21 protein-coding genes and 2 pseudogenes are annotated in these 25,654 nt (G+C 64.7%); 5 read left to right on the forward strand and 18 right to left on the reverse strand.

All coding sequences use genetic code 11. From position 1 onward, the window contains the following. Positions 1-198 precede the first annotated feature (198 nt). A pseudogene (locus P9254_RS04615) lies at positions 199-1,678 on the forward strand (esterase-like activity of phytase family protein). Between the two features lie 63 nt (positions 1,679-1,741). Here P9254_RS04615 and P9254_RS04620 read toward each other — a convergent pair. After that, a complete protein-coding gene (locus P9254_RS04620) occupies positions 1,742-2,023 on the reverse strand; it encodes a hypothetical protein (protein WP_066990806.1) in 282 nt (93 codons plus the stop codon). A gap of 149 nt (positions 2,024-2,172) precedes the next feature. On the opposite strand from P9254_RS04620, the gene P9254_RS04625 reads away from it, so the two are divergent. Continuing rightward, positions 2,173-3,039, forward strand: coding sequence for an SDR family NAD(P)-dependent oxidoreductase (locus tag P9254_RS04625; RefSeq protein WP_278057333.1), 867 nt, complete (start codon positions 2,173-2,175; stop codon positions 3,037-3,039). On the opposite strand, the gene P9254_RS04630 is transcribed toward P9254_RS04625, so the two are convergent. The 3 genes from P9254_RS04630 to P9254_RS04640 all read right to left on the reverse strand — a co-directional run bounded on the left by P9254_RS04630 (position 3,026) and on the right by P9254_RS04640 (position 4,933). Next, on the reverse strand, positions 3,026-3,541 hold the full coding sequence (locus tag P9254_RS04630; RefSeq protein ID WP_067329076.1) for a low affinity iron permease family protein: 516 nt from the start codon (positions 3,539-3,541) through the stop codon (positions 3,026-3,028). The two genes, P9254_RS04625 and P9254_RS04630, sit on opposite strands and share 14 nt — an antisense overlap. Positions 3,542-3,796: 255 nt before the next feature. Next, positions 3,797-4,438, reverse strand: a complete 642-nt coding sequence (locus P9254_RS04635; RefSeq protein ID WP_278053156.1) for a DapH/DapD/GlmU-related protein — start codon at positions 4,436-4,438, stop codon at positions 3,797-3,799. 45 nt (positions 4,439-4,483) lie between these two features. Next, on the reverse strand, positions 4,484-4,933 hold the full coding sequence (locus tag P9254_RS04640; RefSeq protein ID WP_082980332.1) for a CreA family protein: 450 nt from the start codon (positions 4,931-4,933) through the stop codon (positions 4,484-4,486). A 272-nt stretch (positions 4,934-5,205) separates the two neighbouring features. On the opposite strand from P9254_RS04640, the gene P9254_RS04645 reads away from it, so the two are divergent. The 3 genes from P9254_RS04645 to P9254_RS04655 all read left to right on the forward strand — a co-directional run bounded on the left by P9254_RS04645 (position 5,206) and on the right by P9254_RS04655 (position 8,681). Further along, a complete protein-coding gene (locus tag P9254_RS04645; RefSeq protein WP_066990790.1) occupies positions 5,206-5,790 on the forward strand; it encodes an SCO family protein in 585 nt (194 codons plus the stop codon). Between the two features lie 77 nt (positions 5,791-5,867). Next, a complete protein-coding gene (locus P9254_RS04650; RefSeq protein ID WP_278057332.1) occupies positions 5,868-6,740 on the forward strand; it encodes a 50S ribosomal protein L11 methyltransferase in 873 nt (290 codons plus the stop codon). A gap of 96 nt (positions 6,741-6,836) precedes the next feature. Continuing rightward, on the forward strand, positions 6,837-8,681 hold the full coding sequence (locus P9254_RS04655; protein ID WP_278057331.1) for an aminopeptidase P family protein: 1,845 nt from the start codon (positions 6,837-6,839) through the stop codon (positions 8,679-8,681). Positions 8,682-8,684: 3 nt separating this feature from the next. Here the strand turns inward: P9254_RS04655 and P9254_RS04660 are convergent, their stop codons facing one another. The 14 genes and pseudogenes from P9254_RS04660 to murG form a co-directional block, all read right to left on the reverse strand. Continuing rightward, positions 8,685-8,981: an AzlD family protein gene (locus tag P9254_RS04660; protein ID WP_067329066.1), complete on the reverse strand. Its 297-nt coding sequence runs from the start codon at positions 8,979-8,981 to the stop codon at positions 8,685-8,687. Beyond that, positions 8,978-9,705 (reverse strand): annotated as a pseudogene (locus P9254_RS04665) (AzlC family ABC transporter permease). Before P9254_RS04665 ends, P9254_RS04660 begins: the two are co-directional and overlap by 4 nt. 106 nt (positions 9,706-9,811) lie before the next feature. Further along, positions 9,812-10,498: a DUF2461 domain-containing protein gene (locus tag P9254_RS04670; protein ID WP_278057330.1), complete on the reverse strand. Its 687-nt coding sequence runs from the start codon at positions 10,496-10,498 to the stop codon at positions 9,812-9,814. Then, positions 10,498-12,705, reverse strand: a complete 2,208-nt coding sequence (ligA, locus tag P9254_RS04675) for an NAD-dependent DNA ligase LigA (RefSeq protein ID WP_278057329.1) — start codon at positions 12,703-12,705, stop codon at positions 10,498-10,500. Before ligA ends, P9254_RS04670 begins: the two co-directional genes overlap by 1 nt. Positions 12,706-12,844: 139 nt before the next feature. Beyond that, on the reverse strand, positions 12,845-14,518 hold the full coding sequence (recN, locus tag P9254_RS04680; RefSeq protein ID WP_127216228.1) for a DNA repair protein RecN: 1,674 nt from the start codon (positions 14,516-14,518) through the stop codon (positions 12,845-12,847). Between the two features lie 8 nt (positions 14,519-14,526). Next, the gene (locus P9254_RS04685; protein WP_066990991.1) at positions 14,527-15,396 is read right to left on the reverse strand and encodes an outer membrane protein assembly factor BamD; all 870 of its coding nucleotides are present in this window, start codon (positions 15,394-15,396) and stop codon (positions 14,527-14,529) included. Between the two features lie 201 nt (positions 15,397-15,597). Continuing rightward, a complete protein-coding gene (lpxC, locus tag P9254_RS04690) occupies positions 15,598-16,545 on the reverse strand; it encodes a UDP-3-O-acyl-N-acetylglucosamine deacetylase (RefSeq protein WP_095832082.1) in 948 nt (315 codons plus the stop codon). A gap of 422 nt (positions 16,546-16,967) precedes the next feature. Further along, positions 16,968-18,623: a cell division protein FtsZ gene (ftsZ, locus tag P9254_RS04695; protein ID WP_067329056.1), complete on the reverse strand. Its 1,656-nt coding sequence runs from the start codon at positions 18,621-18,623 to the stop codon at positions 16,968-16,970. Positions 18,624-18,690: 67 nt separating this feature from the next. Further along, positions 18,691-19,998, reverse strand: coding sequence for a cell division protein FtsA (gene ftsA / locus P9254_RS04700; RefSeq protein ID WP_067329054.1), 1,308 nt, complete (start codon positions 19,996-19,998; stop codon positions 18,691-18,693). Continuing rightward, positions 19,995-20,936, reverse strand: coding sequence for a cell division protein FtsQ/DivIB (locus P9254_RS04705; protein WP_067329052.1), 942 nt, complete (start codon positions 20,934-20,936; stop codon positions 19,995-19,997). The genes ftsA and P9254_RS04705 overlap by 4 nt, the downstream gene beginning before the upstream one ends. Next, on the reverse strand, positions 20,924-21,850 hold the full coding sequence (locus P9254_RS04710; RefSeq protein ID WP_066990754.1) for a D-alanine--D-alanine ligase: 927 nt from the start codon (positions 21,848-21,850) through the stop codon (positions 20,924-20,926). Before P9254_RS04710 ends, P9254_RS04705 begins: the two co-directional genes overlap by 13 nt. 312 nt (positions 21,851-22,162) lie before the next feature. Then, positions 22,163-23,128: a UDP-N-acetylmuramate dehydrogenase gene (murB, locus tag P9254_RS04715; RefSeq protein WP_067329050.1), complete on the reverse strand. Its 966-nt coding sequence runs from the start codon at positions 23,126-23,128 to the stop codon at positions 22,163-22,165. After that, positions 23,125-24,531 carry a UDP-N-acetylmuramate--L-alanine ligase gene (murC, locus tag P9254_RS04720; protein ID WP_278057328.1) on the reverse strand — a complete coding sequence of 469 codons (1,407 nt, stop codon included), beginning with the start codon at positions 24,529-24,531 and terminating at the stop codon, positions 23,125-23,127. Before murC ends, murB begins: the two co-directional genes overlap by 4 nt. Further along, positions 24,528-25,652, reverse strand: coding sequence for an undecaprenyldiphospho-muramoylpentapeptide beta-N-acetylglucosaminyltransferase (gene murG, locus P9254_RS04725; RefSeq protein ID WP_278057327.1), 1,125 nt, complete (start codon positions 25,650-25,652; stop codon positions 24,528-24,530). Before murG ends, murC begins: the two co-directional genes overlap by 4 nt. Between the last annotated feature and the right edge of the window lie 2 nt (positions 25,653-25,654).

Raw genomic sequence — 25,654 nt, forward strand, 5'->3', positions numbered from 1 at the left:
ACGGATGAGGGGTGCTCCAGAGAAAGCCAACGTCTCGCTCCGCTGGAACACCCCTCATCCGTCTCGACGCTGCGCGCCGATCCACCTTCTCCCACATGGGGAGAAGGAAGGAGCCCCACTCCTGTCACGCAAGTATCATGTTCGCGTCCTAGACCCGATGTGACACCATTCCGGCTCTGCTCGTCACATGGCGACATCATGAAGCACCTCAACCGAACCGTCGCGCTTGGCGCGGCAATCGCCCTGTTCACCGTGCTGAGCCCTGCGCTCGCCGAGGGTGTTGGCTATGTCAACAAGGGGCTGGTCGGCGTTGGCCGCATCCCCGCCAGCCAGAAGGACAAGTTCGGCGAGACCTTTGGTTCGGGCTCCGGCATGGCGATCGACGCCAAGAGCTGGGCGCGTGACGGCGCCGGCTACAAAGGCTCGCTCTGGCTGCTGCCGGACCGCGGCTACAACGTCGCCGGCACCAGACTACCGGCCCCGCTTGAACACCATTGCAATCGAGCTGACCCCGACCGCTCCGGGTGCTGCGCCCGCCGCCGGCCAGGAACAGTCGGGCGTCAAGGCAACGCTCGTCGACACCATGCTCCTGACCGACGACAAGGGCGCCGACGCCACCGGCCTCGACCCGCTCAACGGCGTGCGCCCCGCTGCCGGCGACATGCCGATCCTGCCGCAGGCCGACAATGGCAAGCTTTCGCTCGACGACGAGGCGGTCGTGCGCCTGCCCGTCGGCACCATGTTCATTTCCGACGAATATGGCCCCAACATCTATCGCTTTTCGGCCGACGGCCGCCTGATGTCGGCGACGCAGCCGCCGGCGGCCCTGGTGCCGATACGCCATGGCAAGCCGAACTTCGCTTCCGACAATCCTGGCCCGGGTGCCGCCGAGCCGGATCCCAAGGATCCCGAGACCGGCCGCCAGAACAATCAAGGCCTCGAAGGCATGTCGATGACGCCGGACGGCAAGTTCCTGATCGCCGTGCTGCAGTCGGCGCCGCGCCAGGATGGCGGCGATTCCGGCTCGACCCGCCGGAACACCCGCGCGCTGGTCTATGACGCCTCCGACCTCGCCCACCTCAAGCTGGCGCACGAATATGTCGTACCGCTGCCGGTGTTCAAGGACGCCAAGGGCAAGACCAAAGTGGCCGCGCAGAGCGAGATCGTGGCGCTGTCCGACAAGAGCTTTTTGATGCTGGCACGCGACAGCGGCAACGGCCAGGGGCTGAAGGACGCCGAATCGGTCTACCGCAAGATCGAGATCGTCGACCTGTCCGCGGCCACCGATATCGCCAACGGCCCATTCGACGCCGCCGACAAGCCGGTTGCGCCGAAAGGCGTGCTCGATCCGTCGGTGACGCCGGCCAAGCTCACCTCGTTCATCGACATCAACGACAAGGGCGAACTCGGCCGTTTCGGCCTGCACAACGGCGCGCCGAACGACAGGAACAACCTCTCGGAGAAGTGGGAGGCGATGTCGCTGGTGAGCGTGCTGGACCCGAAGCTGCCTGACGACTATTTCCTGTTCGTCGCCAACGACAACGACTTTCTCACCCAGGACGGCTTCCAGGTTGGTGCCCCGTACAAGGCCGAGGATGGCGCCGATGTCGACACCACCTTCCTGGTCTATCAGGTTACCCTGCCCGGCCTGTCGGGGAACAGTCTCGCCGCAAACTAGTTGCGATTACCTGGTTTACGCCGGACAGGCGGTTCGAGCGTCTCGTGGAAAGATAGCGGGTTCTTACTGCCGCATCGCTTTCAGTTTTTCTGCCGCCGAGGCGGCAAGGTCGGCATAGCGCTCTTCCAGCCGCTCTGCGGCCTTGATGACGGGAAAGTCATGGCCGAACTTCTCCAGCGCCAGGCGCAGCTTTTCCGCGAAGTCCGCCTGTTGCTCCAGTGCCGAAAACAGGGTCTTGACCTGCGCCTCGCTGATATCGGGGTTGGCGAGCATCTTCGGCACATCCCGGCCCATCTGTTCGCCGGTGGCGGTCTGCTCCTTCAGGATTCCGATCCAATCGGTCAATGCCGAACTCCTTTTCCGGCAGCATGCGCGGGGCAAGCTGCTGCGGTCAACCCATTGGCGGTACCGCCGTCGATCATTGCAGCGATCAAGGCTTGCCTCGCCCCTGACCGGCGTTAAGTTCGGCTCGACCCGGAATAAGGACATCAACCATGACCAGCGACGCCGAAATCCAGACCGCCCTGCCCGCTTTCGCCTCCGGCAATATCGCCGTCATCACCGGCGGCGCCAGCGGCATAGGCCTGGCCGCCGCGAAGCGCTTCGCGGCCATGGGCATGAAGACCGTGCTTGCCGACATAGGCGGCGTGCGCCTCGACCAGGCCCGGCAGGCGGTCGCCGTCATTGCCGGGGACGATGCCGTTCTCCCTATCCCCACCGACGTCTCCAAGGCCGACGAAGTCGACCGGCTCGCTGACCTCGCCTACGGTGCGTTCGGTGCGGTTTCGGTGCTGATGAACAATGCCGGCGTCGGCAACAATCCCGGCAAGCCGTGGGAAAACCGTGATGCCTGGAAGCGGCTGCTGGACATCAATTTCTGGGGCGTCGTGCATGGTGTCGAGGCCTTTGCGCCGCGCATGCTGGCTGCGGGCGAGCCCGGCCTGATCATCAACACCGGATCCAAGCAAGGCATCACCACGCCGCCCGGCAATCTCGCCTACAACGTCTCCAAGGCGGGCGTAAAGACCTTCACCGAGGGCCTGGCCCACACGCTGCGCAACGAGCCTGGAGCGAAGCTTTCCGCGCATTTGCTGATCCCCGGCTTCACCTATACCGGCCTGACCGAGGGCGCGACGGAAAAGCCGGTCGGCGCCTGGACGGGCGAGCAGGTGATCGATTTCATGCTGGCATCGCTCAAGCAGGACGACTTCTACATTCTTTGCCCGGACAACGAGGTCGCTCGGCCCATGGATGAAAAGCGCATGGCCTGGGCGATCGGCGACATCATCGAAAACCGCCCAGCTTTGTCGCGCTGGCATCCGGATCACAAGGACGCTTTCGCCGCCTTTATGAACCGCTGACGGGCCGTTCAGGCGGCGCCTTCTTCTTGGAGCTTGCCTTCCCTGGCACGGTCTTCTTGGCGGCCGCCTCAGCGATCTTGCGGTCGCGCCCGGAACCGTTTTTTATCGTCATAGCCTGCTTGGCCGCTGTTTCGGCGATCTTGCGGTCGTGCCGTTTTGCCGCCGCTTCGCATTTGGCGCGGATCTCCTCGACCTCCGATTCCGTCAGGTGCTCGATGCCGATGAAATGGTTGTGGGCCTCGCTGACGCGAATCAACTCGTCGAGCTTGGTCTGGATTGCGGCGCCATCGCGGTTCTGCGTGTTCTGGATCAGGAACACCATCAGGAAGGTGATGATGGTTGTCCCCGTGTTGATCACCAGTTGCCAGGTATCCGAGAAGCCGAAGACCGGGCCAGTCGCCGCCCAGATCACCACGATCAGAACGCAGACGGCAAAAGTCAAAGGCATACCGGCCAGGTGAGCCACCCAATTGGCAACCTTGGTGAAAAGCTTTTCGATCATCCAGTCCTCACAAAACGCAAGAGCGCGGCATTTCGAGAGAAACAAGGGCCGGCCTCTCCGGTTCCCGCCGGCCCGATTTTCCGCCTGCAATCGCATACACGCGAGAGGCGCATGACGACGAAAAAACACCTTATGCGTTGTTGCCATGGTGCCGGTGCAGGTCGAAAAGCCTGCTCGTTCCGCTTCACGGCGGCTTACCTCCGGCCCTTCCGCCGGGCCACCCCCCGCATGGCGGAAGGGGCGCGCTTCACGGGTTCAGGTCGCGGCGTTTTCCCAACGATCGAGGAAGGCCTCGATCGGCAACGACTGCATGTCCGGGATCGCCCTGGCGAGTTTTTCCGGCGTCCAGTCCCACCAGGCGAGGTCTTCAATGCGCGCCGCCACGTCGGCGCTAAAGCGCTGGCGCAAGGGTTTGGCCGGAACGCCGGCGACGACAGCGTAAGGCGGCACGTCATGCGTCACCACCGCGTTGGCACCGATGACGGCGCCATTGCCGATCGTGATGCCTGGCATGATGACGGCGCCATGGCCGATCCAGACATCGTGCCCGATGCTGACCGGCTTTGCCTGCCGCCGCTCTCGAAATGCCGCGTCGACGCCAAGCCAGCGGAAATATTCGTTGGGCCGGTAGCTCACTTTGTGCTGGGTCAGCCGCTCGATCGGATGCTCGAGCGCGTTGATGCGGCTGTTGGCGGCAATCGAGCAGAACTTGCCGATCGTCGTGTAGATCGCTTCCGAATGACGCTCGAAATAGGAAAAATCGCCGACCGTCACGTCGCGCAGGATCACCCGCTCGCCGATCGATGCATAGCGGCCAAGCTTGCACCCCTTCAACTCCGCGGTCGGATGGATGCGCGGCTCGGGATCCTTCGCAACGAGATGTTCAGGACGGTCCATGGCGCGGCTTTACGCCCGAGCGATTGCCCCGGCAAGCGGGACCAATCATCCGGGCGGATCGGAGCCTAATTGCGGCTTGCCCTTGGTCCACACGACGTTCTGGCCATAGAGCGGCACGGTCGTGACCGACATCTTCGCCGAGCCGTTCTGGACCTGGCGCGAATGCGAGAGATAGATCAGCGTCTCGTTCTTCTTGTCGTAGATGCGGTTCACCACCTGTTTCTTCCAGATCAGGCTGAGGCCCTGCTTGAACACCTCTTCGCCGCGCTCGCTCATGTCGATGTCGCCGATGGTGATCGGCCCGGTCTGGCGGCAGGAGATCGACGAGTCCGACGGATCCTCGAACCAGTTGCCCTTGTGCAGCCGATCGATGATGCTGCGGTCGAAATAGGCGACGTGGCAGGTGACGCCGTCGACCTTTGGATCCTTGATCGCATCGATCATGATGTCGTTGCCGACCCAGTCGACGCCGACCTTGCCGACCTCGTCCGCCATCGCTGCGCCGGCGCCGAGGGCAATGCAGGCGGCAATCAAGCCGATCAGTTTTCGCAAGGAAGCCTCCTCGGGTTTTGCGTTTAGCCGATGTCAGGTGGGACAGGACAATGGCATTTGCAAGCCATTCGATGATCGTCGCGACGGAGGCGGCAGGTCTCGTGGTTGCGGCAACGCGACCTCTTTGCGCGCGCGCCGCCAAACCGCTAAGACTGTCGCCGAACAGGCTCGCGCCGGATCCGCCGGGCCGCGACGATCGCAACGGATAGTTTCTGATGATGCGCTCAATTCTGGTCGGCATCCTCGTCCTGATGGCGGCGGGCATCGGCTGGCTCACTTTCGACTGGTATCGCGGCCATTATGGCGGCCAGCCCTACGGCGCACCGTTCACACTGATCGACCAGAAGAGCGCGCCGATCACCGAGGCCGCGTTCCGGGGCCACCCAAGCGTCGTCTTCTTCGGCTTCACGCATTGTCCGGAAGTCTGCCCGACAACGCTGTTCGAAATGGCCGGCTGGCTGAAGACGATGGGCGACAGCGGCAAGAACCTCAACGCCTACTTCGTCACGGTCGACCCGGAGCGGGACACGCCGCAGATCATCAATTCCTACGTCGGCAATTTCTCCGACCGCATCACCGGCATCACCGGCGACCCGGACAAGGTGCATGCAATGGCCAAGGCCTTCGGCATCTACTGGAAGAAGGTCGACACCGGCGACGGCGATTACACGATGGACCACACGGCCTCCGTGCTGCTCCTCAACGCCAAGGGCGAGTTCGCCGGCACCATCGCCTATGGCGAAAGCGCCGACACGGCTATTGCGAAGCTGAAGCGGCTCGCAGCAGGCGGCCAGGCGTGATCCCGAACCGAAGGTTTGCGTAGCAACAAATGGAACCGGTTCTCGGAAATGATCACGCTCAAACATGAGTCGCCCTGATGGGGCAGACCAGGTTCCATTTCACGGCGGGCAAGGCCGAGGCTGACCGCATCTTCGCGGCGCTTGATGCAGCTTTCGAGGACGAAGGCCTGCCGCTTGCCCTGCTGGAGGTCGACGAGGCCAATGACATCCACGAAGTGTCGCTCTATGCCGATGGCGATGTCGATGCCGTCGCAGTCCGGATCAACGGCATACTCGCGGACCTGGCCCTGCCGAAGCAGGTCGAGCGCGAGGCGCTCCCCGACATCGACTGGGTTGCACGCTCGCTCGAAGGACTGAAGCCGGTCCGCGCCGGGCGTTTCTTTGTCCACGGCGCGCATGATCGCGACAAGCGCCGCAGCGGTGACCTCGCCATTGAGATCGAGGCGGGTCTTGCCTTCGGCACCGGCCATCACGGCACCACGGCCGGCTGCCTCGAACTGCTGGAACAGGTGGTGGTGCGCGAACGCCCCGGCAACGCGCTCGACCTCGGCACCGGCAGTGCCGTGCTGGCGATAGCGCTGGCCAAGCTCGCGCACATCCCGGTGCTGGCGACCGACATCGATCCGGTCGCCGTTCGCGTCGCTGCGACCAATGCGCGACTCAATCACGTGAAGGCGCTTGTCGAGACGGTGACGGCGCCCGGCTTCCACCATCCGATCTTCGCCAGGCGCGCGCCCTTCGACCTCATCGTCGCCAATATCCTGGCGCGCCCGCTGATGCGGTTGGCGCCCGAGATGGCCAGGCACATCAGGCTCGGCGGCTCGCTGGTGCTCTCCGGCGTTCTCGACCGTCAGCGCGATGCGGTGATCTCGGCCTATGTCGGCCAGAGCTTCCGCCACGTCCGCACCTTGCACCGCGAGGGCTGGGTGACCATCCACCTCAAGCGCTGAAAACCGGATCGTTCAAGACTGGCCCTGTCGAAATCGATTCCGGTTTCGAAGACCTTGCGCTACGGTCGCGCGAGCCATTCGAGGAGATGCGGAAAAATGTTCCAGACCTTTGATTCCGCCGGCGATCCGGCTGTCGGCAAGCCGCGCGTGGCGACGCTGCGCCAATGGCTGGCCGAGAACAAGCTGGACGGCTTCATGGTGCCGCGCGCCGACGAGCATCAGGGCGAATATGTCGCCGACCGCTCGGCACGGCTGAAATGGCTGACCGGCTTTTCCGGCTCAGCGGGCGTCGCCATCATCCTGCGCGACCGCGCCTTCATCTTCGTTGACGGCCGCTACACGCTGCAGGTGCGCAATGAGGTCGATCTTTCGATCTTCACTGTCGAGAGCCTCATCGACAATCCGCCGGCCTCCTGGATCAAGGACAATCTCGGCAAAGGGGCTAGGCTCGGCTTCGACCCTTGGCTGCACACGATCGGCGAGATCAAGGCATTGAAAGCCTCGGCCGAGCAGTCCGGCGCGACACTGGTGCCGCTCGACAAGAATCCGATCGACATCATCTGGGAAGATCAGCCCGAGCCGCCGCGCGCACTGGTGGAACTCCACCCGATCGCCTTCGCCGGCGAGCTCGCCAAGGACAAGCTGGCGCGGCTGGCGGGCGCGATCGAAAAGGAGGGCGCGACGCACGCCGTGCTCACCGACCCTTCTTCCATCGCCTGGGCCTTCAACATCCGCGGCGGTGATGTGGCGCATACGCCGCTGGCGCTCGGCTTCGCCATTCTTGCCGCCGACGGCAAGCATCAACTCTTTATGGACCAGCGCAAATTTTCGCGCCAGGTCGCGGCCTATCTCACCCAGCTTGCCGATCCGCACGATCCAGGCGAATTCGAAGCGGCGGTCGCCAACCTCGCCAAGGGCGGCGCAAAAATCGCGCTCGATCCCGTGCTGGCGGCGGAAAAGCTCAAGATGCTGGTCGAGGGCAATGGCGGCACCGTTGTCTCTGCGCCAGACCCCGCCCGCATTCCGCGCGCCACCAAGAACCAGGCCGAGGTCGCCGGCAGCCGCGCCGCGCATCGTCGCGACGGCGCCGCAGTCGCCAAGCTGCTCTGCTGGCTCGACCGGCAGCAGCCGGATACGCTCGACGAGATCGACGTCGTGACCAAACTCGAGGAGGTGCGGCGCCAGACCGGAGAGGAAACGCAGATGCCGCTGCGCGACGTCTCCTTCGACACGATTTCCGGCGCCGGCCCGAACGGCGCCATCATGCACTACCGCGTCTCCCGCGCCACTAGCCGCAAGCTCCAAAGCGGCGAGCTGTTCCTGCTCGATTCCGGCGGACAATACCAGGACGGCACCACCGACATCACCCGCACCGTGCCGATCGGCCAGCCGACCGAAGAGATGCGCGAGCGCTTCACGCTGGTGCTGAAGGGCATGATCGGCATCTCGACGCTGCGCTTTCCGGCCGGCACGCGCGGTTCGGAAATCGATGCCGTTGCCCGCGTGGCGCTGTGGAAGCATGGCTGCGACTTCGCCCACGGCACCGGCCATGGCGTCGGCTCTTACCTCGCCGTGCATGAGGGCCCGCAGCGCATTGCCCGCACCGGCACCGAGAAACTGCTTGCCGGCATGATGCTGTCCAACGAGCCGGGCTATTACAAGGAAGGCTCCTACGGCATTCGCATCGAGAACCTGATCCTGGTCACGCCTGCCGAGCAGATCGAGGGCGGCGACATCGCCATGCACGGCTTCGAGACGCTGACGATGGCGCCGATCGACAAGCGCCTCATCCGCAGCGACTTGCTGACCCGCGACGAACTGCACTGGCTCGACCAGTATCACGCGCGGGTTCTGGCCGAGATCGGTCCGATGGTGGACGGCGAGACGCTGGCCTGGCTGGAGAAAGCCACGGCCCCGCTGCCGCACGACGCCAAGATCTGACTTCTAGCCGACGAACTGCCTGGCCAGAATCAGCACCGCGGCACCGGCCAAAAACATCGCCATCAGGCCGCCGCGCAGCGACACCAGCGCGGTGACGATCAGCGCTGCCCATTCGGCCGGTCCGGCGCCGAGCGCGGCAGGTGCCACAAGTGTCGTCAGCACAGCGGCCGGCACGGCGTTGAGGCCGGCCTCGACGCGCGGGTGGACGGTCTCGAAGCGCGAGATGACGAGATGGCCGCCGACACGGGTGAGATAGGTGGCGACGGCGCCGGCGAGGATGATCCAGAAGGTCGTGCTCATGTGCGCTGCCCCACGCCGCTATGATGCGGCGGCAGAATCACCGCTAGGAGCACGCCGGCAATGGCGCCGATCGAGACATGCCAGGGCGAGCCGACCGTCTTGTAGGCGACGATCGAGGCGGCCGCGCTGGCGACGACCACCGGCAGCCAAGTGGCCGCTTGCGGAAGCCGAGAACCAGGCCGAGGAAATAGATCGGCAGCAGGAAATCGATGCCCAGCGCATGGGTGTCCGGGATCATCTTGCCGAAGACCGCGCCGAGCGCGCTTTCGGCCACCCAGAACACATAGACCGGCAGGCCGAGCCCGAGATACCAGACGAACCCGACCGATCGGCCGGAGGCCGCGCGCGCCTCGGCCACGGCATATTGCGGATCGGTCAGGATGAAATAGCCTAGCGCCTGCTGCAGCAGCGGCCAATGCGCCATGCGCCGGCCGATGCCGGCGGAATAGAGCACGTGACGGAAATTCACCGCGAAGATCGAGAGCACGATCAGCCAGGGCGCGACATGCTGGCCGAACAATTCGATGCCGACCATCTGGCTGGCGCCGCCGAAGATCAGCGCGCTCATTAGGAATGCTTCCAGGACCGAAAACCCGTTGTCCACGGCAATCGCGCCGAACAGGATCGCGAACGGCGCGGAGGCGACGACGACCGGCATCGACAGCCGCACGCCGTCCCAGAAATCGCTCCTCGCACGGCTTTCGGAGATTGCTTCCGCCGTCATCCAACTGCTCCCTTGAGCGGCTTGATTTAGGGAGCGTCGCCCCGCTTGTCACACCAATTCGCTTGAGCCGACGATCAGCGGAACTGATTGCCGGGCTTTGAGCGGCTCAGGCAGCCTTGCCCTGGATCGCCCTGCCCCAATCGAGCAGCGGCTTGGCGCGCAAGGTGAAGCCGACGAGATCGTCAACTAGCGCCGCCATGTAGATGGTTTCGGGATCAATATTATGCCGCACCACGAAATGGCGGTTGCGGACTGCTTGCGCGAGATCGGCTTCGCTGACGTCCTCGAAACCACGCGGCGCGCGCTTCAGGCAATCTTCCCTATCCAGCTCCAGCCCAGTCTTTTTCAGCGCTGAAACCATGGCGCGGAAGGCGGCCGGCTTCGTCACGATCGCCTTGCGCATCGCCTGCAGCAACTCCGGTCCGGGCTGCCACCAGGCGACGCCGGCAAAGCAGCGCTCGAGGCCGATATGCACATAGAACACGCCCTGCTCCATCTTGGTGCCGTCTGGCGACAGGATTGCCGACAGGTGCCGATTATAGGGGCGCTTGTCCTTGGAGAAGCGAACGTCGCGATTGATGCGGAACAGCGACTTCTTGCGGTCGCCGCGCAGGCCAAGTCCCGCCGCCGCGAAACGCTCGCTGAGCGCTTCGACGAGATCGCAGAACGGCTCGTGCAGCTCACTCTCGTAGAGACCGCGGTTTTCCTGAAACCATTCGCGGCTCTGGTGGAAGTCGAGCGCCTTGAGGAACGGAATGGCCTTCTCGCCAAAACCCTTGAACGCTCCGGCCATCAGCCGCCCCTGCCGATGCGCTGCAGCCAGGTGTCCTCGTCGATCACCTCGATGCCGAGATCGCTCGCAACCTTGAGCTTGGAGCCGGCGCCCGGACCCGCCACCACCAGATCGGTCTTGGCCGAAACCGAGCCGGCGACCTTCGCCCCCAGGCGCTCCGCCATCGCCTTGGCCTCGGAGCGCGTCATCTTTTCCAGCGTGCCGGTGAACACCACCGTCTTCCCGGATACCTCGCTGCCGGCCGAGATCTCGACCACATAGGGCTTGGGATGGACTTGCGCCAGCAGCGCATCGAGCACGTCGTCATTGCGCTCATTGCCGAAGAAGTCGCGCAAGGCGTTGATCACGGTATCGCCGATGCCGTTGATCGACGGGAACACGTCATGCGGATCCTGCGCCTTCGCCGTCTCCTTGCCGACGCGGATCAGTTCCTCGATGGTCGAGAACTGGCGGGCAAGCACCGCCGCCGTCGTCTCGCCGATATGGCGGATGCCGAGCGCGAAGATGAAGCGGTCGAGCTCCGGCTCGCGGCGCGCGTCGATGGCTGCGAACAGTTTGTCGAGGCCTTCGTAGTTGCGATCTTCAATGCTGCGCACATTCTTGCGCGTCTTGCCCGATGCGGCCTCGCGCAGTCTGGCCTGCTCCTCACGCCGCTCCGCCAACGCCTTGGTGACGGCCGGCCGGCGGTCCTTCAGCGTAAAGATGTCGGCGGCGGTCTTCACCAACCCGGCATTGAAGAACAGGTCGATGTTCTCGGCGCCGAGGCCCTCGATATCGAGCGCGCCGCGCGACACGAAGTGGCGCAGCCCCTCCACGGCCTGCGCTGCGCAGATCAGCTCGCCGGTGCAGCGGCGCCGCGAATCCTCCTTGCCGGTCTTCTCGTTGATCTCGCGCGTCGCCGGCGAGCCGCAGACCGGGCAGGTGTGCGGGAACTCATACGGCACCGCATCGGCCGGCCGCTTGTCGATGAGGACCCTGACGATCTGCGGGATGACGTCCCCTGCCCGCTGGATCACCACCGTGTCGCCGATGCGAACGTCAATGCCGTCGCGGATTGGCTGCCCGTTGCTGTCAAAACCCTTGATGTAATCTTCATTGTGCAGCGTGACGTTTTCCACCACCACGCCGCCGACCGTCACCGGCGCCAGCCGCGCCACCGGCGCCAACGTGCCGGTGCGGCCCACCTGGATGTCGATCTTCTCGACCGTCGTCATCGCCTGTTCGGCCGGGAATTTGTGGGCAACTGCCCAGCGCGGCTCGCCGGTCACAAAACCCCAGCGGCGCTGCAGCTCGAGCTGGTCGACCTTGTAGACGACGCCGTCGATGTCGTAACCCAGCGAAGAACGCTGTTCCTCGATCCGGTGGTAGTGCCCGATGAGGTCGTCGATCGACCTTGCCCGCACCATCAGCGGACTGATCTTGAAGCCCCATTCCTGGAACTTCTGCACGGAATCGTACTGGGTCGGAGCGGGATCCGCCGTCGTGTAGCCCCAGGCATAGGCGAAGAATTTCAGATTGCGGCTGGCGGTGACGGCTGGATCCTTCTGGCGCAGCGACCCGGCCGCCGTGTTGCGCGGATTGACATAGTCCTGGCCGCCAATAGCCGCCGAGCGCTGCTTCAAAGCCTCGAACTCCGCGTAGGTCATGTAGACCTCGCCGCGGATTTCGATGACCTCCGGCCAGCCCGAGCCCTGCAACTTCTTCGGGAGGTCGGCGATGGTCTTGAGATTGGCGGTTATGTCCTCGCCGACCGCGCCGTCGCCGCGCGTCGCGCCTTGCACGAAGATGCCGTTTTCGTAGCGCAGTGATGCCGATAGCCCGTCGATCTTCGGCTCCGCCGTGAAGGCGATATCGAGGTCCTTGTCGCGGTCGAAGAAGCGCCGGCCACGCTCGATGAAATCGGCCACGTCCTGGTCGGTATAGGCCTTGGCGAGGCTCAGCATCGGCACGGCATGCCGCACCTTGGTGAAGCCTTCCGCCGGCGGCGCGCCGACCCGACGCGACGGCGAATCCTCGCGAACGAGATCGGGAAAGCGCCCCTCGATGGCAAGGTTGCGCCGCGCCAGTGCGTCGTATTCGGCGTCCGAAATCGTGGGCGCATCCTCCATATGGTAGCGCCGGTCGTGCTCGGCGATCTCCGCCGCCAGCCGCTTCAGCTCCTCCGCGGCCTCGCTTTCGCTCAGCGAATCGACTGGTTTTTCAGACATGAAGCGCGGTCCTCGAATTGTGGCGGGCCACTATAAATCAGGATTCGGTATGGAGGAGTCCGCTTGCGCAAAAATCATTGCCGAACAGCAGGATGCAGCCACCTGCTGACTCGGCATTCCAGCCGGGGAATCAAGAAGCCTAGGCTGCCGCCGTGTTCTCGCGCAGCAACCGCTCAGCGGCGGCGCGCGCTTCATCGGTGATGGTGGCGCCGGCCAGCATGCGCGCGATCTCTTCCTGGCGCGCCGCGCGATCCATTTCGGCAATGCCGGTGGCGACACGGTCCTTGCCGCCGGACTTCGAGATTAGAAAATGCGTCGCGGCGCGCGCCGCCACTTGCGGCGCATGCGTGACCGAAAGCACCTGCACCCGCTTCGACAGCCTCGCCAGCCGCTGGCCGATGGCATCGGCCACGGCGCCGCCGACGCCGGTGTCGATCTCGTCGAAGACCAGGGTCGGCGCCGAGCCGCGGTCGGCAAGCGCCACCTTCAGGGCCAGAAGGAAGCGCGACAGCTCGCCGCCGGACGCAACCTTCATCATCGGCCCGGGCCGTGTGCCCGGATTGGTGCGCACCCAGAACTCGACCTGGTCGATGCCTTCTTCCATGCGGCCATCGGCATCGCTCACCATCTCGACGATGAACTCCGCCCGCTCGAGCTTGAGGGCCGGCAGTTCGGCCATCACCGCCTTGGTGAGGCCCGCCGCCGCCGCATGGCGCAGCGAAGAGAGCTGCGCCGCGGCTATGTCGTAAGCTTCGCGCGCGGCGGCTGCTTGTTTCTGCAGCCCGTGCAGGCGTTCCTCGCCCGCATCGAGATCGGCAAGGTCGGCCGCCATCGTGTCGCGCAGCTGCGCCAGATCGTCGACCGCGACATTGTGCTTGCGTGAGGCCGCGCGCAGCGAGAACAGCCGCTCTTCGGCCTTTTCCAGGCGCTGCGGATCGTATTCGGTGGCGCGTAGTGCTGTCTGGACGCCGGACTGCGCCGCGTCGAGCGAGATCATTGCCTCGTCCAGCGACTTGACCACATCGTCGAGCAGGCCCGGCACCTCGCCCGATTTGCGCTGCAGCCGCCTGAGCAGGCTGGCGAGCTGCGGCAGGGGCGAAGACGGCCCCGACAGCACATCCTGCGCATCGTGAATCTCGGACGCGATCTTTTCGGCGCGCATCATCTGGGCGCGTAATTCGGCAAGCTCGGTCTCTTCGCCCGGCTGCGGATCGAGCTTCGCCAACTCGGCGACCGAGGCCCTGAGATAATCGGCCTCGCGCGCCGCCGCCTCGACCTTGGCGCGGTGCCGCGAAAGCTCCTGTTCGCAGTTCCGCCAATAGCGCCAGGCTTCGCCCGTCCCGCGCACGGCGCCGAGATGGCCGCCGAAACTGTCCAGCAATTCGCGGTGGGCGCCGGGATCGACGAGCGCCCGCTCGTCATGCTGGCCGTGAATCTCGACGAGCGCGCGGCCGACGTCGCGCATCAGGGTCACGCTGGACGGCTGATCATTGACGAAAACGCGGGTGCGGCCGTCAGCGGTCTGCACGCGGCGCAGGATGATGTCGCCATCATCCTCGATGTCGTTGTCGGCAAGCAGCGCGCGCGCCGGGTGGTTGCGCGGCACGTCGAACACGGCGATGACCTGGCCCTGCGCCGCGCCATGGCGGACGAGCGAAGCGTCGCCGCGCGCGCCAAGCGCCAGCGACAGCGCATCGAGCAGGATGGATTTGCCGGCGCCGGTCTCTCCGGTCAGCACCGAAAGCCCAGGCAAGAAGTCGATGTCCAGCTTCTCGATCAGGACGATATCGCGGATCGACAGTCTGGACAGCATCAGAAGTGTCAGGCGCCGGTGATCAGCTTCCCGGCCTTGGAGATCCACGACCCGGCATTCTCGCGCGGTTCAAGCCCGTTGCTCTGCAAGAGCTTGTAGGAATCCTTGTACCACTGGCTGTCCGGATAGTTGTGGCCGAGCACCGCTGCGGCTGTCTGCGCTTCCGAAGTCAGGCCCATCGCGTAGTAGGCTTCGGTCAGTCGCGCGAGCGCCTCCTCGACATGGCGCGTGTTGGAGTAGTTCTCGACCACGGTGCGGAAGCGCTTGACGGCGGCGATATATTCGCGGCGTTCCAGATAGTAGCGGCCGATCTGCATCTCTTTGCCGGCGAGCTGGTCGGTGGCAAAGCGGATCTTGTCCTTGGCGTCGTCGACATACTCGGAATTCGGCCAGCGGGTCACCAGGTCCTGCATGGTCTGCACCGTCTGGCGCGCTTCCTTCTGGTCCTGGGTGACGTCCTTGATCTGCCGGTAGTAGCTCAAGCCGATGATGTACTGCGCATAGGCGGCATCGTCGGTTGACGGATAGAGCGTCAGGTAACGTTTGGCGGAACCGATCGCCTCGTCATAGTTGCCGGCGCGATAATCGGCGAAGGCGCCCATCACCATCGATTTGCGGGCGAATTCCGAGTAGGGATGCTGGCGGTCGACGGCGTCGAACTTCTTGCTCGCCTCATCGAGGCGGCCGGCATTCAGATTGGCGAGGCCCTGGTTGTAGAGAACGTCTGCGGGTTCGGTGTGGTCGACATAGGTCGCCAGATTGACGTCCTTTTCGGAGGACATGCAGGCCGACAGCATGAGCGACGGGGCGACCAACGAAAACGCCAGGAAAACAGCCCGATACGGCGCCTTCGATTGACCAACTCGCGAAAAAAACATGTTTGGATTCCGCCCTTTCGGCGTCGTTTCGGTCCCGGCCGCAGCCATAAACCATTATCCCCTTGCCCGGCAACGCTATGTCCGGCCAATCGCACATTTTTGTGGCGGTTTGGGACCGTCCCCAAAGCCGCTCGATTTCACGGGTTTGTGATGCATTTGCGCAACACCGGCTTCGCTACAAAGCCCGAAAATCGTTAAAAATCAGATGACCCAGGGCGCGTAGACCGGTCCGCTGACGGCGATCATTTCGGCGACCCGGCCGCGCTCGCGGCGCCGCGTCTCGACGATCTCGAAGGCCGTACGGTCCGAAAGCAGGCGGCGCAGCGCCGCCGCGTTCATCCGATGGCCGCCACGATAGGAGCGGAAGCAGCCGATGAAGCGCGCGCCGGCAAGCGCCAGGTCGCCCATGGCGTCGAGCGTCTTGTGGCGGGCGAATTCGTTCGGATAGCGCAGTCCGCCGACATTGATGACGCGGTTGTCGTCGCCGATGACCAGCGAGTTCTCCAGCGACGACCCGAGCGCGTAGCCGGCGGCCCACAGCCGCTCGACATCCTTCATGAAGCCGAAGGTGCGGGCCCGCGCGATGTCGCGGCGGAAGATGTCGGGGTTGATATCGGAGGCGAAGAGCTGGCGGCCGATTGCCGGGCTCTCGAAGTCGATCTCGACCTCGAATCGCGTGCCGTCATAGGGGCGGAACTCGGCCCAGGATGCACCGGCTTCGACGCGGATCGGCTTGACCACGCGGATATAGCGGCGCTTGACCGAAAGCGTGTCGATCCCCGCCTGGTCGAAGGCTTCGACAAAGGCCACCGCGCTGCCGTCGAGAATGGGGACTTCCGGACCGTCGATCTCGATGATGAGATTGTCGATGCCAAGTCCGAACACCGTCGCCATGAGATGTTCGACGGTTCCGATATGCTGGCCGACCGGATCGCCGAGCATGGTGCACAGGTCGGTGGCGCCGACCTCGGAGACCAGCGCGCGGAACTCGCGGAACTCGCCGCCATTCGCGAGGTGGAACACGATGCCGGTATCGGCGTCGGCGGGCAGGAAATGAACGGTGACGGGCTTGCCGCTGTGGACGCCGGTGCCGGTCAGCGTCACGCGCGCCTTAACTGTCGTCTGATAGTCGTGCAAGACAAACCCCATAAGCCCAAACCGCCTGTGTCCGCTTGTCAGCCTTAGGCATTATCGGCCCGACGGATCATCTGGCCTGCGCGCAAAAGCGGCGAATGAGCAAGGCAGCGGCTCTGATGTATCGGCAGGCAGGGCCAACTCCCCGAATCCCGGCAAACCGACTTTAGTCCGACGCGAAGATAGTGGCCCGTCTGTGAGACTCCAAATCACGGTTTCTTACCCCGTGTAACCGCTGCCCTGAGCGAAAAAGCACTCGTAATGCGTTGTTTTTCTATAACTTTTAAAGGCAACAGACAGACGATCTCTCGCCCGCCTGTTAACAGCTGTTATATATCGTTAGTGTATGTTCTGCCCGAAAGTGCACAGCGGTTTTGGGAGAACGACATTATCAAACATTGCTTAAAGCGCGCCGCATAGGCGGCGCGCTTTAACGATTAGTTCGCCTGGCGACGCAGGAACGCCGGGATCTCCAGCTGGTCGTCTTCCTGCACCGTGCGGCTTTGAGGCGTGAGGCGCCCCTGGTCGTCGAGCTGGCCGCGGCGCGGCGCATAGAGCTGCGGGTCCTGGCTGGCGAGGCGGCGCATTTCCGGTGCCGCCTGGCGCAGTTTCGGCTCGCGCGGCTGCGCCGGCTGCAGCCGGGCCGGCTCTTCCTCGCGGCGGGTCAGGCCGTTGGTCAGCCGCTTGATCAGCCCCATCGGTCCGCTGTTCTCATGATCCGCAGGGCGGCTCTTGGCCTCCACCTCGGCCCTCACGACCGGTGGAAAGTCCTCGACGCGCGGCATGCGCTGCGGCGCTGCAGCCACAGGCTGCGGCATCTCGCGCTGCGGCGCGGGCTGCATGACCGGCTGCTGGGCGATCGGCTGCGGCTGAGGCTGGGCCGGCGGAGCCTGGAAGATCTTGCTCTGCGGGCGGAAGTCGTCGACCGGCGCGGGGCGCGGCTGTGCCATCGCGGCGGCGTTCGCCTCTGCAAGCTGGATCGCCTCGGCAACCGGATCGACGGCGCGCGGCTCGTAGGCCTGCTGCTGAACCGGTGCGGGACGGCTTTCCTGAACAGGTGCCGCGGGACGGGCGACCGGCTTCTGCGGCGCGCGGATGGAGATTGGCGCCGCGGCGATTTCGGCCGCCGACTTGTCGATGCCGGTAGCGACCACCGAGACGCGGATCACGCCTTCCAGTTCCTCGTCGAAGGTGGCGCCGAGGATAATGTTGGCGTCCTGGTCGACCTCCTCGCGGATCCGGGTCGCGGCTTCGTCGACCTCGAACAGGGTGAGGTCGCGGCCGCCGGTGATCGAGATCAGCAGGCCCTTGGCGCCCTTCATCGAGGTCTCGTCGAGCAGCGGGTTGGCGATCGCCGCCTCGGCGGCGGCCATGGCGCGGCCCTCGCCCGAAGCCTCGCCGGTGCCCATCATCGCCTTGCCCATCTCGCGCATCACCGAGCGGACGTCGGCGAAGTCGAGATTGATGAGGCCTTCCTTGACCATCAGGTCGGTGATGCAGGCAACGCCGGAGTAGAGTACCTGGTCGGCCATGGCGAAGGCATCGGCGAAGGTGGTCTTGTCGTTGGCCAGCCGGAACAGGTTCTGGTTGGGGATGACGATGAGCGTATCGACGCATTTCTGCAGTTCCTCGATGCCCATGTCGGCCGTCTTCATGCGGCGCTGGCCCTCGAAATGGAACGGCTTGGTGACGACGCCGACGGTGAGGATGCCCTTTTCGCGCGCCGCGCGGGCAACGACGGGTGCAGCGCCCGTGCCGGTGCCGCCGCCCATGCCGGCGGTGACGAAGCACATATGCGTGTTGGACAGATGATCGATGATCTCGTCGATGCACTCTTCCGCCGCCGCGCGGCCGACTTCCGGCTGCGAGCCGGCGCCGAGGCCTTCCGTGACATGCGCGCCGAGCTGAATCAGCCGCTCAGCCTTCGACATCGTCAGCGCCTGCGCGTCGGTGTTGGCCACCACGAACTCGACGCCGCGCAAGCCGGCTGTGATCATGTTGTTGACCGCGTTGCCGCCGCCGCCGCCGACACCGAACACGGTGATGCGTGGCTTAAGCTCGGTGATGTCCGGCTTCTTGAGATTGATGGTCATAGTCTCCGTCCTTTGCCTTTCCCGCCGCCTCGCCGCTGCGGCCGCCTTTGGGGCTGTCCCCGTCAAATTAAAAACTGTCTCTCAACCACTGACCCATGCGATGCAGTTTTCCGCCCGTTCCGGTCATCCTGAAACCGGAAAGTCCTTTCGCCGAATGGCTCTCGAAGCTCGCCATTTGAGGATAGATCAGAAGCCCGACCGGGGTCGAAAACGCCGGCCCCTTGGCCGCTTCCGGCAGGCCTGCCACGCCGAGCGGCCGGCCGATGCGCACGTTGCGCCCAAGAATGCGGCGCGCCGCCTCCGGCAGGCCCGCCAGTTGGCTGGCGCCGCCGGTGAGGACGACCCGCTTGCCGACGGCGTTGCCGTAGCCCGATTTGTTCAGCCGGTCGCGCAAAAGCTCCAGCGTCTCGTCGATGCGCGCCCGGATGATCCGCGTCATCACCGAGCGCGGGATCTGTAGCGGCAGCTCGCCCTCCTCGCCGATCGGCTGGATGGAAACCAGGTCGCGGTCGTCCGCACTGCCCGGCAGCGCAGAGCCATGCATTACCTTCAATCGCTCGGCGGCGTCGAGCGAAGTCGACAGCCCCTTGGCCATGTCGAGCGTCACATGATTGCCGCCGATAGCGATGGCGTCGCCATGCACGAACTTGCCTTCCGAGAACACCGAAATCGTGGTCGTGCCGCCGCCCATATCGATGCAGGCCGCGCCCATTTCGAGCTCGTCGTCGACCAAAGCCGCGAGACCGCTGGCATAGGGCGTCGCCACCATGCGCTCGACCGACAGATGCGAGCGGTTGATGCAAAGCTCGAGATTGCGCATCGGCGCAGCATCGCCGGTCAGCACATGCATATCGACGCCCAGCGTCTCCCCGACCATACCGCGGGGATCCCGCACGCCGCGCTCGGCATCGAGCGAGAAGCCGACGGGAAGCGAATGAACCACCTCTCGCTCGGCCCGCAGCGCCTGCTTCGCGCCGGCAGCGAGCACGCGCTTGATGTCGGCTTCCTCGACCTGATGGCCGCCGAGATTGATGGTTGCCGAAAAGGCCTCGCTCTTCAGCCGGCCGGCCGTCATGTTGACGATAAGGGAATCGACGGTGAGCCCCGCCATGCGCTCGGCGGCGTCGACGGCGAGACGGATGGCATGCTCGGCGCGGTCGAGATCGACCACGACGCCCGACTTAACTCCCTGCGACTTCTGATGGCCGATGCCGATCACCTGGATGCGATGCGAGCGGCCGCGCAACAGCTTGCCGTCCTCGCGCGGCTTCAGCTTCGCCACCACGCAGCAGACCTTGCTCGAGCCGACATCGAGCACCGTCAGCGTGCCCGACCGGCGCGAAGAGGCATCACCGCCGCCGCCAAGCCAGCTCATATCTTCGTCTCCGGCTTGCGTTTCGTCAGGGTCTTCGGCTTGTCGCTGAGCGCGGCTTCGCGCTGCGTCGCCGCTTCCGGCGAGAGCTCGACGACCAGGCGATCGGACAACCTCATGTCGACGGCAGCGATGTCGCGCGTCAACAGTCCGTTATCATGGTCAAGCTTGACGAGCTCGGCGATCGCCTGATCCTCGCCGTCTTCCGGCAGCTTCACGGTGATGCCGTTCTCCAGCTTGAGATCCCAGCGCCGCTCGCCGACACGAATATAGCCTTTGACCCGCGCCGCCAGCTCGGGATAGCGCTTGATCCTCTCCAGGAAATCCGGCGCCTTGGCCGGCGCGCCCGTGCCGATGATCAGCGGCAGCAAAGCCTGCTTGCCGCCCGAGAACGGCGCGATCACCTCGCCCGACCGCTCGATGACCGAAAGCGAATTGCCCTGCTGCCAGAGCGCGAAGGGCTCACGCTCCTCGACACGGACCTCCAGCGTGTGAGGATAGATCTTGCGCACCGCCGCAACCTCGACCCAGGGCAACGTCGCGATGCGCTCGCGCGCAGCCTCGGCATCAAAGCCGATCAGCGACGTCCAGCCATCGAGGCCGAGGCGGTCCAGGATATCGATCTCGGAAGTCTGGCGATTGCCGACGACCTTGATCTGGTCGACGGCAAAACCGGTTCGGGCCGTCACGCCCTGCACGATGCTGTCGGCGTAGCCGCCGAGATAGGCCCCGTAGGCTCCGGCGGAAGCCAACAAGGCAGCCGAGAGGATCGCAGCCGAGAAGCGCGGCGCCTCGTACTCGCCATCGCAGAGACGGGCAAGCAAACGCACCGGCCGCCGCAGCTGGCGCGGCAACACGAAATGGTCGAACGATAGCGGCACGCCGAACAGCGCGGGCCCAGTCCCGCGGCCCTTGCCCTGGCCCCACCTCAACGCAGACACGAAGCGTCCTCCACCATCCAACTCAACAATTCACCGAACGAATGCCCCGCTTGCGCGGCGATTTCAGGCACCAGAGACGTCGGCGTCATGCCCGGCTGGGTGTTGATCTCGAGCCAGACAACCTCGCCGTTTTCGGAGTGACGGTCGTCGTAACGGAAGTCCGACCGGGAAACGCCCCGGCAACCGATAGCAAGATGAGCCTTGAGGGCCAGTGTCTGTATTTTTTGGTAAATATTCGGTGAAATTTTTGCAGGGGTTTCGTGTTTTGATCCACCCGGGACGTACTTTGAATCGTAGTCGTAGAAGGAATGACCGGTCGGGATGATTTCACAGACCCCGAGCGCCACGTCACCCATCACCGCGCAGGTCAACTCGCGCCCGTGGATGTAGCGCTCGACCATGACGATCTCGCCATACTTCCATTCGGACGAGCCGATGACTTGCGGCGGATGCGACTGCCCCTCGTGCACGATGACGACGCCGAAGCTCGAGCCTTCATTGACCGGCTTCACCACGTAAGGCGGCTTCATCGGATGCTTGTTCTGGACGGAGAAGCGGTTGACCACCTTCGATTCCGCGACGGGAATGCCGGACGCCTTGGCGACCTTCTTGGCCTGCTCCTTGTTCATGGCCAGCGCCGAAGCGAGCACGCCCGAATGGGTGTAGGGAATTCCGAGATATTCGAGAATTCCCTGGATGGTGCCATCCTCGCCGAACGGGCCATGCAGCGCGTTGAAGGCGACATCGGGCTTGAGCTCGGCAAGCACAGACCCGACATCGCGCGAAACATCGACGCGGGTGACCTGATAGCCTTCATTCTCGAGCGCATCCGCACATGCCTTCCCCGACGACAGAGACACGGGCCGCTCCGAGGAAAATCCCCCCAGGAGAACAGCCACATGCTTCTTCTTCATCCCGCCTTCCCCTTTCACGCCGGGCCTGCAACCAATATTTCCGCACGCAACATTTCCGCACATTGAGTCCGAGTCTTCCGGCAGGTTGCCCCCCCAGACGGAAAACGCGGGTAACGCGTCAAACGACTCAAATCAGGAAACGCTTTAGAGCAGAGAATCAGAGAGTTGATTCCCTGGCAAGTACCTATGATTCCGAGAGATTCACTTTCCGCGAAAACGGGCGAGAAAAGTGTGTTTGTTGAGTCTTTGCGGTAACGCTTGACGGCGTCGCCGACGACGCAAGTTCAAGCACTACTTGAACATCGCAGCGAGCTAAAGAAGCTGGCCCAGGAACTCCTGCACCGCGTGACCCGGCCGGAAGTTGCCCAGCCGCTTGATCTCCCAATGCAGGCGGATGCCCGAATTTTCCAGCACCCGCGCGCGCACCGTCTCGCCGAGATATTCGAGATCGTAGCCGGTCGCCGTGCCGGTGTTGATCATGAAGTTGCAGTGCATGGGAGACATCTGCGCGCCGCCGATCATCAGCCCGCGGCAGCCGGCCTTGTCGATCTCTCTCCACGCCGACGAGCCTTCCGGGTTCTTGAAGGTCGAACCGCCGGTCTTCTCGCGGATCGGCTGCACCGTCTCGCGATGGTTCTGCACGGCATCCATCGCCGCCTTAATCGCAACCTTGTCTTGCGGGATGCCCTCGAAGATGGCGGAGGTAAAGATCAACCCGCCAGGCGCCGACGAATGGCGGTAGGCATAGCCCATATCCGCATTGCTCAGCGTATGGACATTGCCTGCGCGATCGAGCGCCTGCACCTCGACCACGCGCTCGCGCGTCTCGACGCCATTGGCGCCAGCGTTCATCCTCAGCGCCCCGCCGACAGCGCCCGGAATGCCGTGATAGAAATGGAACCCGCCGATGCCGGCTTCATAAGCCACGGCAGCCAGACGCTTGTCCGGCGTTGCCGCGCCAGCCTTAATGGTGGTCGATCCGGTGACTTCGGCCTCGCCGAAGCCCTTGGCGGAGAGCCTCACCACAAAACCGGGGATGCCGCCGTCGCGCACCAGAAGGTTTGAGCCGACGCCGACGACCGTAATCAGGATTTCCTCCGGCACCGCGCGCAGGAAGGCCGCGAGGTCCTCCTCGTCGGCCGGCTGGAACAGCGCTTCCGCCAGCCCACCGGCACGGAACCAGGTGATCTTGTCCATCTCGGCATTGGGCGTGACGCGGCCGCGCAGGCCGGCAAGCTTGTCGCCGAGCTTGTCGATCAGGTCCTGGCCGCGCATCATGAGGGGGCCCCACCGAGTTCCTTGGGCAGCGCATAGGCCCATTGCGTGATGTTGCCGGCGCCAAGGAAGATGACGAAGTCGCCGGGCTTGGCAAGTTCGCGGACGGCCGGCCCGACCGCCGTCGGGCCTTCGATATAGCGCGCGTCGCGATGGCCGCCGGCACGGATGCGCGACACCAGCGCGTCCGAGGTCACGCCCTCGATCGGTTCCTCGCCGGCCGCGTAAACGGGCGCCACCATGACCGTGTCGGCATCGTTGAAGCAGACGGAAAACTCATTGAACAGGTCGTGCAGCCGGGTGAAGCGGTGCGGTTGCGCGATCGCGATGACGCGGCCCTTTGTGGCCCCGCGCGCGGCCTTGAGCACCGCCGCGATCTCCACCGGGTGGTGGCCGTAATCGTCGAAGACCTCGACGCCGTTCCAGGAACCGGTGTGCGTGAAACGCCGCTTGACGCCGGCGAAGGATGACAGGCCTTTCTTGATGGCTTCGGCGGACAGACCGAGCTCGTGCGCGACCGCGATCGCTGCCGTCGCGTTGGAGACATTATGGCGGCCCGGCATCGGCAGCCGCAGACCCGTGATCGTCGTCGTGCCCCGCCCCTTGCGGTCGCGGATCACCACGTCGAACTCGGATGTAGCTCCGTCCATGCGATGATTGGCGAAGCGCACGTCGGCCTGGGCATTCTCGCCATAGGTGATGACGCGCCGATCCTCGATGCTGCCGACCAGCGCCTGCACCTCCGGATGGTCGGTGCACATCACGCCGAAACCGTAGAACGGTACGTTCTCGACGAACTGGCGGAAGGCCTCGCGCACCTTGTCGAAGCTGCCATAGTGGTCGAGATGCTCGGGGTCGATGTTGGTGACGACGGCGATGTCGGCCGGCAGCTTGAGGAAGGTACCGTCGCTCTCGTCGGCCTCGACCACCATCCACTCGCCGTCACCCATGCGGGCATTGGTACCATACGCGTTGATGATGCCGCCATTGATGACGGTCGGGTCGAGCCCGCCGGCTTCGAGCAGCGTCGCGACCATGGAGGTGGTCGTCGTCTTGCCATGCGTGCCGCCGATGGCGACCGCCTGGCGGAAGCGCATCAGCTCGGCCAGCATCTCGGCGCGGCGCACGACCGGCAGCAGTTTCTCGCGCGCCGCCTTGAGCTCTGGGTTGGATTTCTTGATGGCGGTCGACACCACGACCACCTCGGCCTCGCCGATGTTCTCGGCCTTGTGGCCGACGAAACATTCGATGCCCTTGTCGCGCAGCCGCTGCACATTGGCGCCGTCCGCCTGGTCCGAGCCCTGCACCTTGTAGCCGAGATTGTGCAGCACCTCGGCAATGCCGCTCATGCCGATTCCGCCGATGCCGATGAAATGCACGAGGCCGATCGTCTGCGGCATCTTCATGCGCGCGTCCTCCTGTAGTCGGAAACCGTTTTGCCGGACGCAATAGCCTCTGTGAGATCGCCGAGCAACCGCGCCGCGTCGGGTTTTCCGGCCGAGCGGGCAGCCGCGGCCATTGCGGTCAGCCGGCCGGGATCCTCCATCAGCCCGCCGACCAGCGCGGCGATCCGCTCGGCCGAGAGCGTCGATTGCTGATGGACCTCGGCCCCACCGGCGGAGGCAAGTGCCGCGGCATTCGCCGCCTGGTCGTGATCGAGCGCATGCGGGTAAGGCACCAGCAGCGCCGGGCGTCCGATGACCGCGATCTCCGATACGGTCGAGGCACCGGACCGCGACATCACCAGATGTGCGGCCGCCATGCGCGCCGCCATATCGGTGAAGAAGGGCGAGACCTGCGCGTCGACGCCGAGATCGGCATAGGCGGTCTTCACTCGCGCCACGTCTTCCGCGCGCGCTTGCTGGGTGATCGCCAGCCGCTTGCGCTGCGCTTCGGGCAAAAGCGCTATCGCCGCCGGCACAGCATCGGAAAAGAACTGCGCACCCTGGCTGCCGCCGAAGACCAGGAAGCGGAACGGCTCGCTGGCATCCGACGCGACATAAGGCGATTTCGCCGCTTCAAGTATCTGCGGCCTCACAGGATTGCCCGTGGTCACCGTCTTGGCGCCGGCCGCGCTTTCCCCCTCGGGCAGGAACCCGCCGGCAATCACATCGACCCGGCTCGACAGCGCCTTGTTGGCACGTCCCATGACGGCGTTCTGCTCATGGATCAGCGTCGGCACCTTGCGCCGTGTCGCCGCATAGAGCGGCGGCAATGTCGGATAGCCGCCGAAGCCGACGACGACGTCGGGCTTGATCCTGGCGATGACACGCCCCGCTTGCCGCACGCCTTGCCAGATCGCCCAGAAGGCGGCGAGCACGGCGAAGGGATTCTTCGAGCCCAAAGTCGCCGATCGGATGGAGTGGATCGCGGCGGCGGGAAAGTGGCCGGAGTAGCGCTCCGCGCGGCGGTCGGTGGCAAGATGCACCTCCCAGCCCCGCTCGATCAGCTCATGCGCAAGCGCCTCGGCTGGGAACAGATGTCCGCCCGTTCCGCCGGCCGCCAGCAGGATGACACCCCTCGACATCC

This window comes from Mesorhizobium sp. WSM4983 (genome assembly GCF_029625765.1).
Taxonomy (GTDB): domain Bacteria; phylum Pseudomonadota; class Alphaproteobacteria; order Rhizobiales; family Rhizobiaceae; genus Mesorhizobium.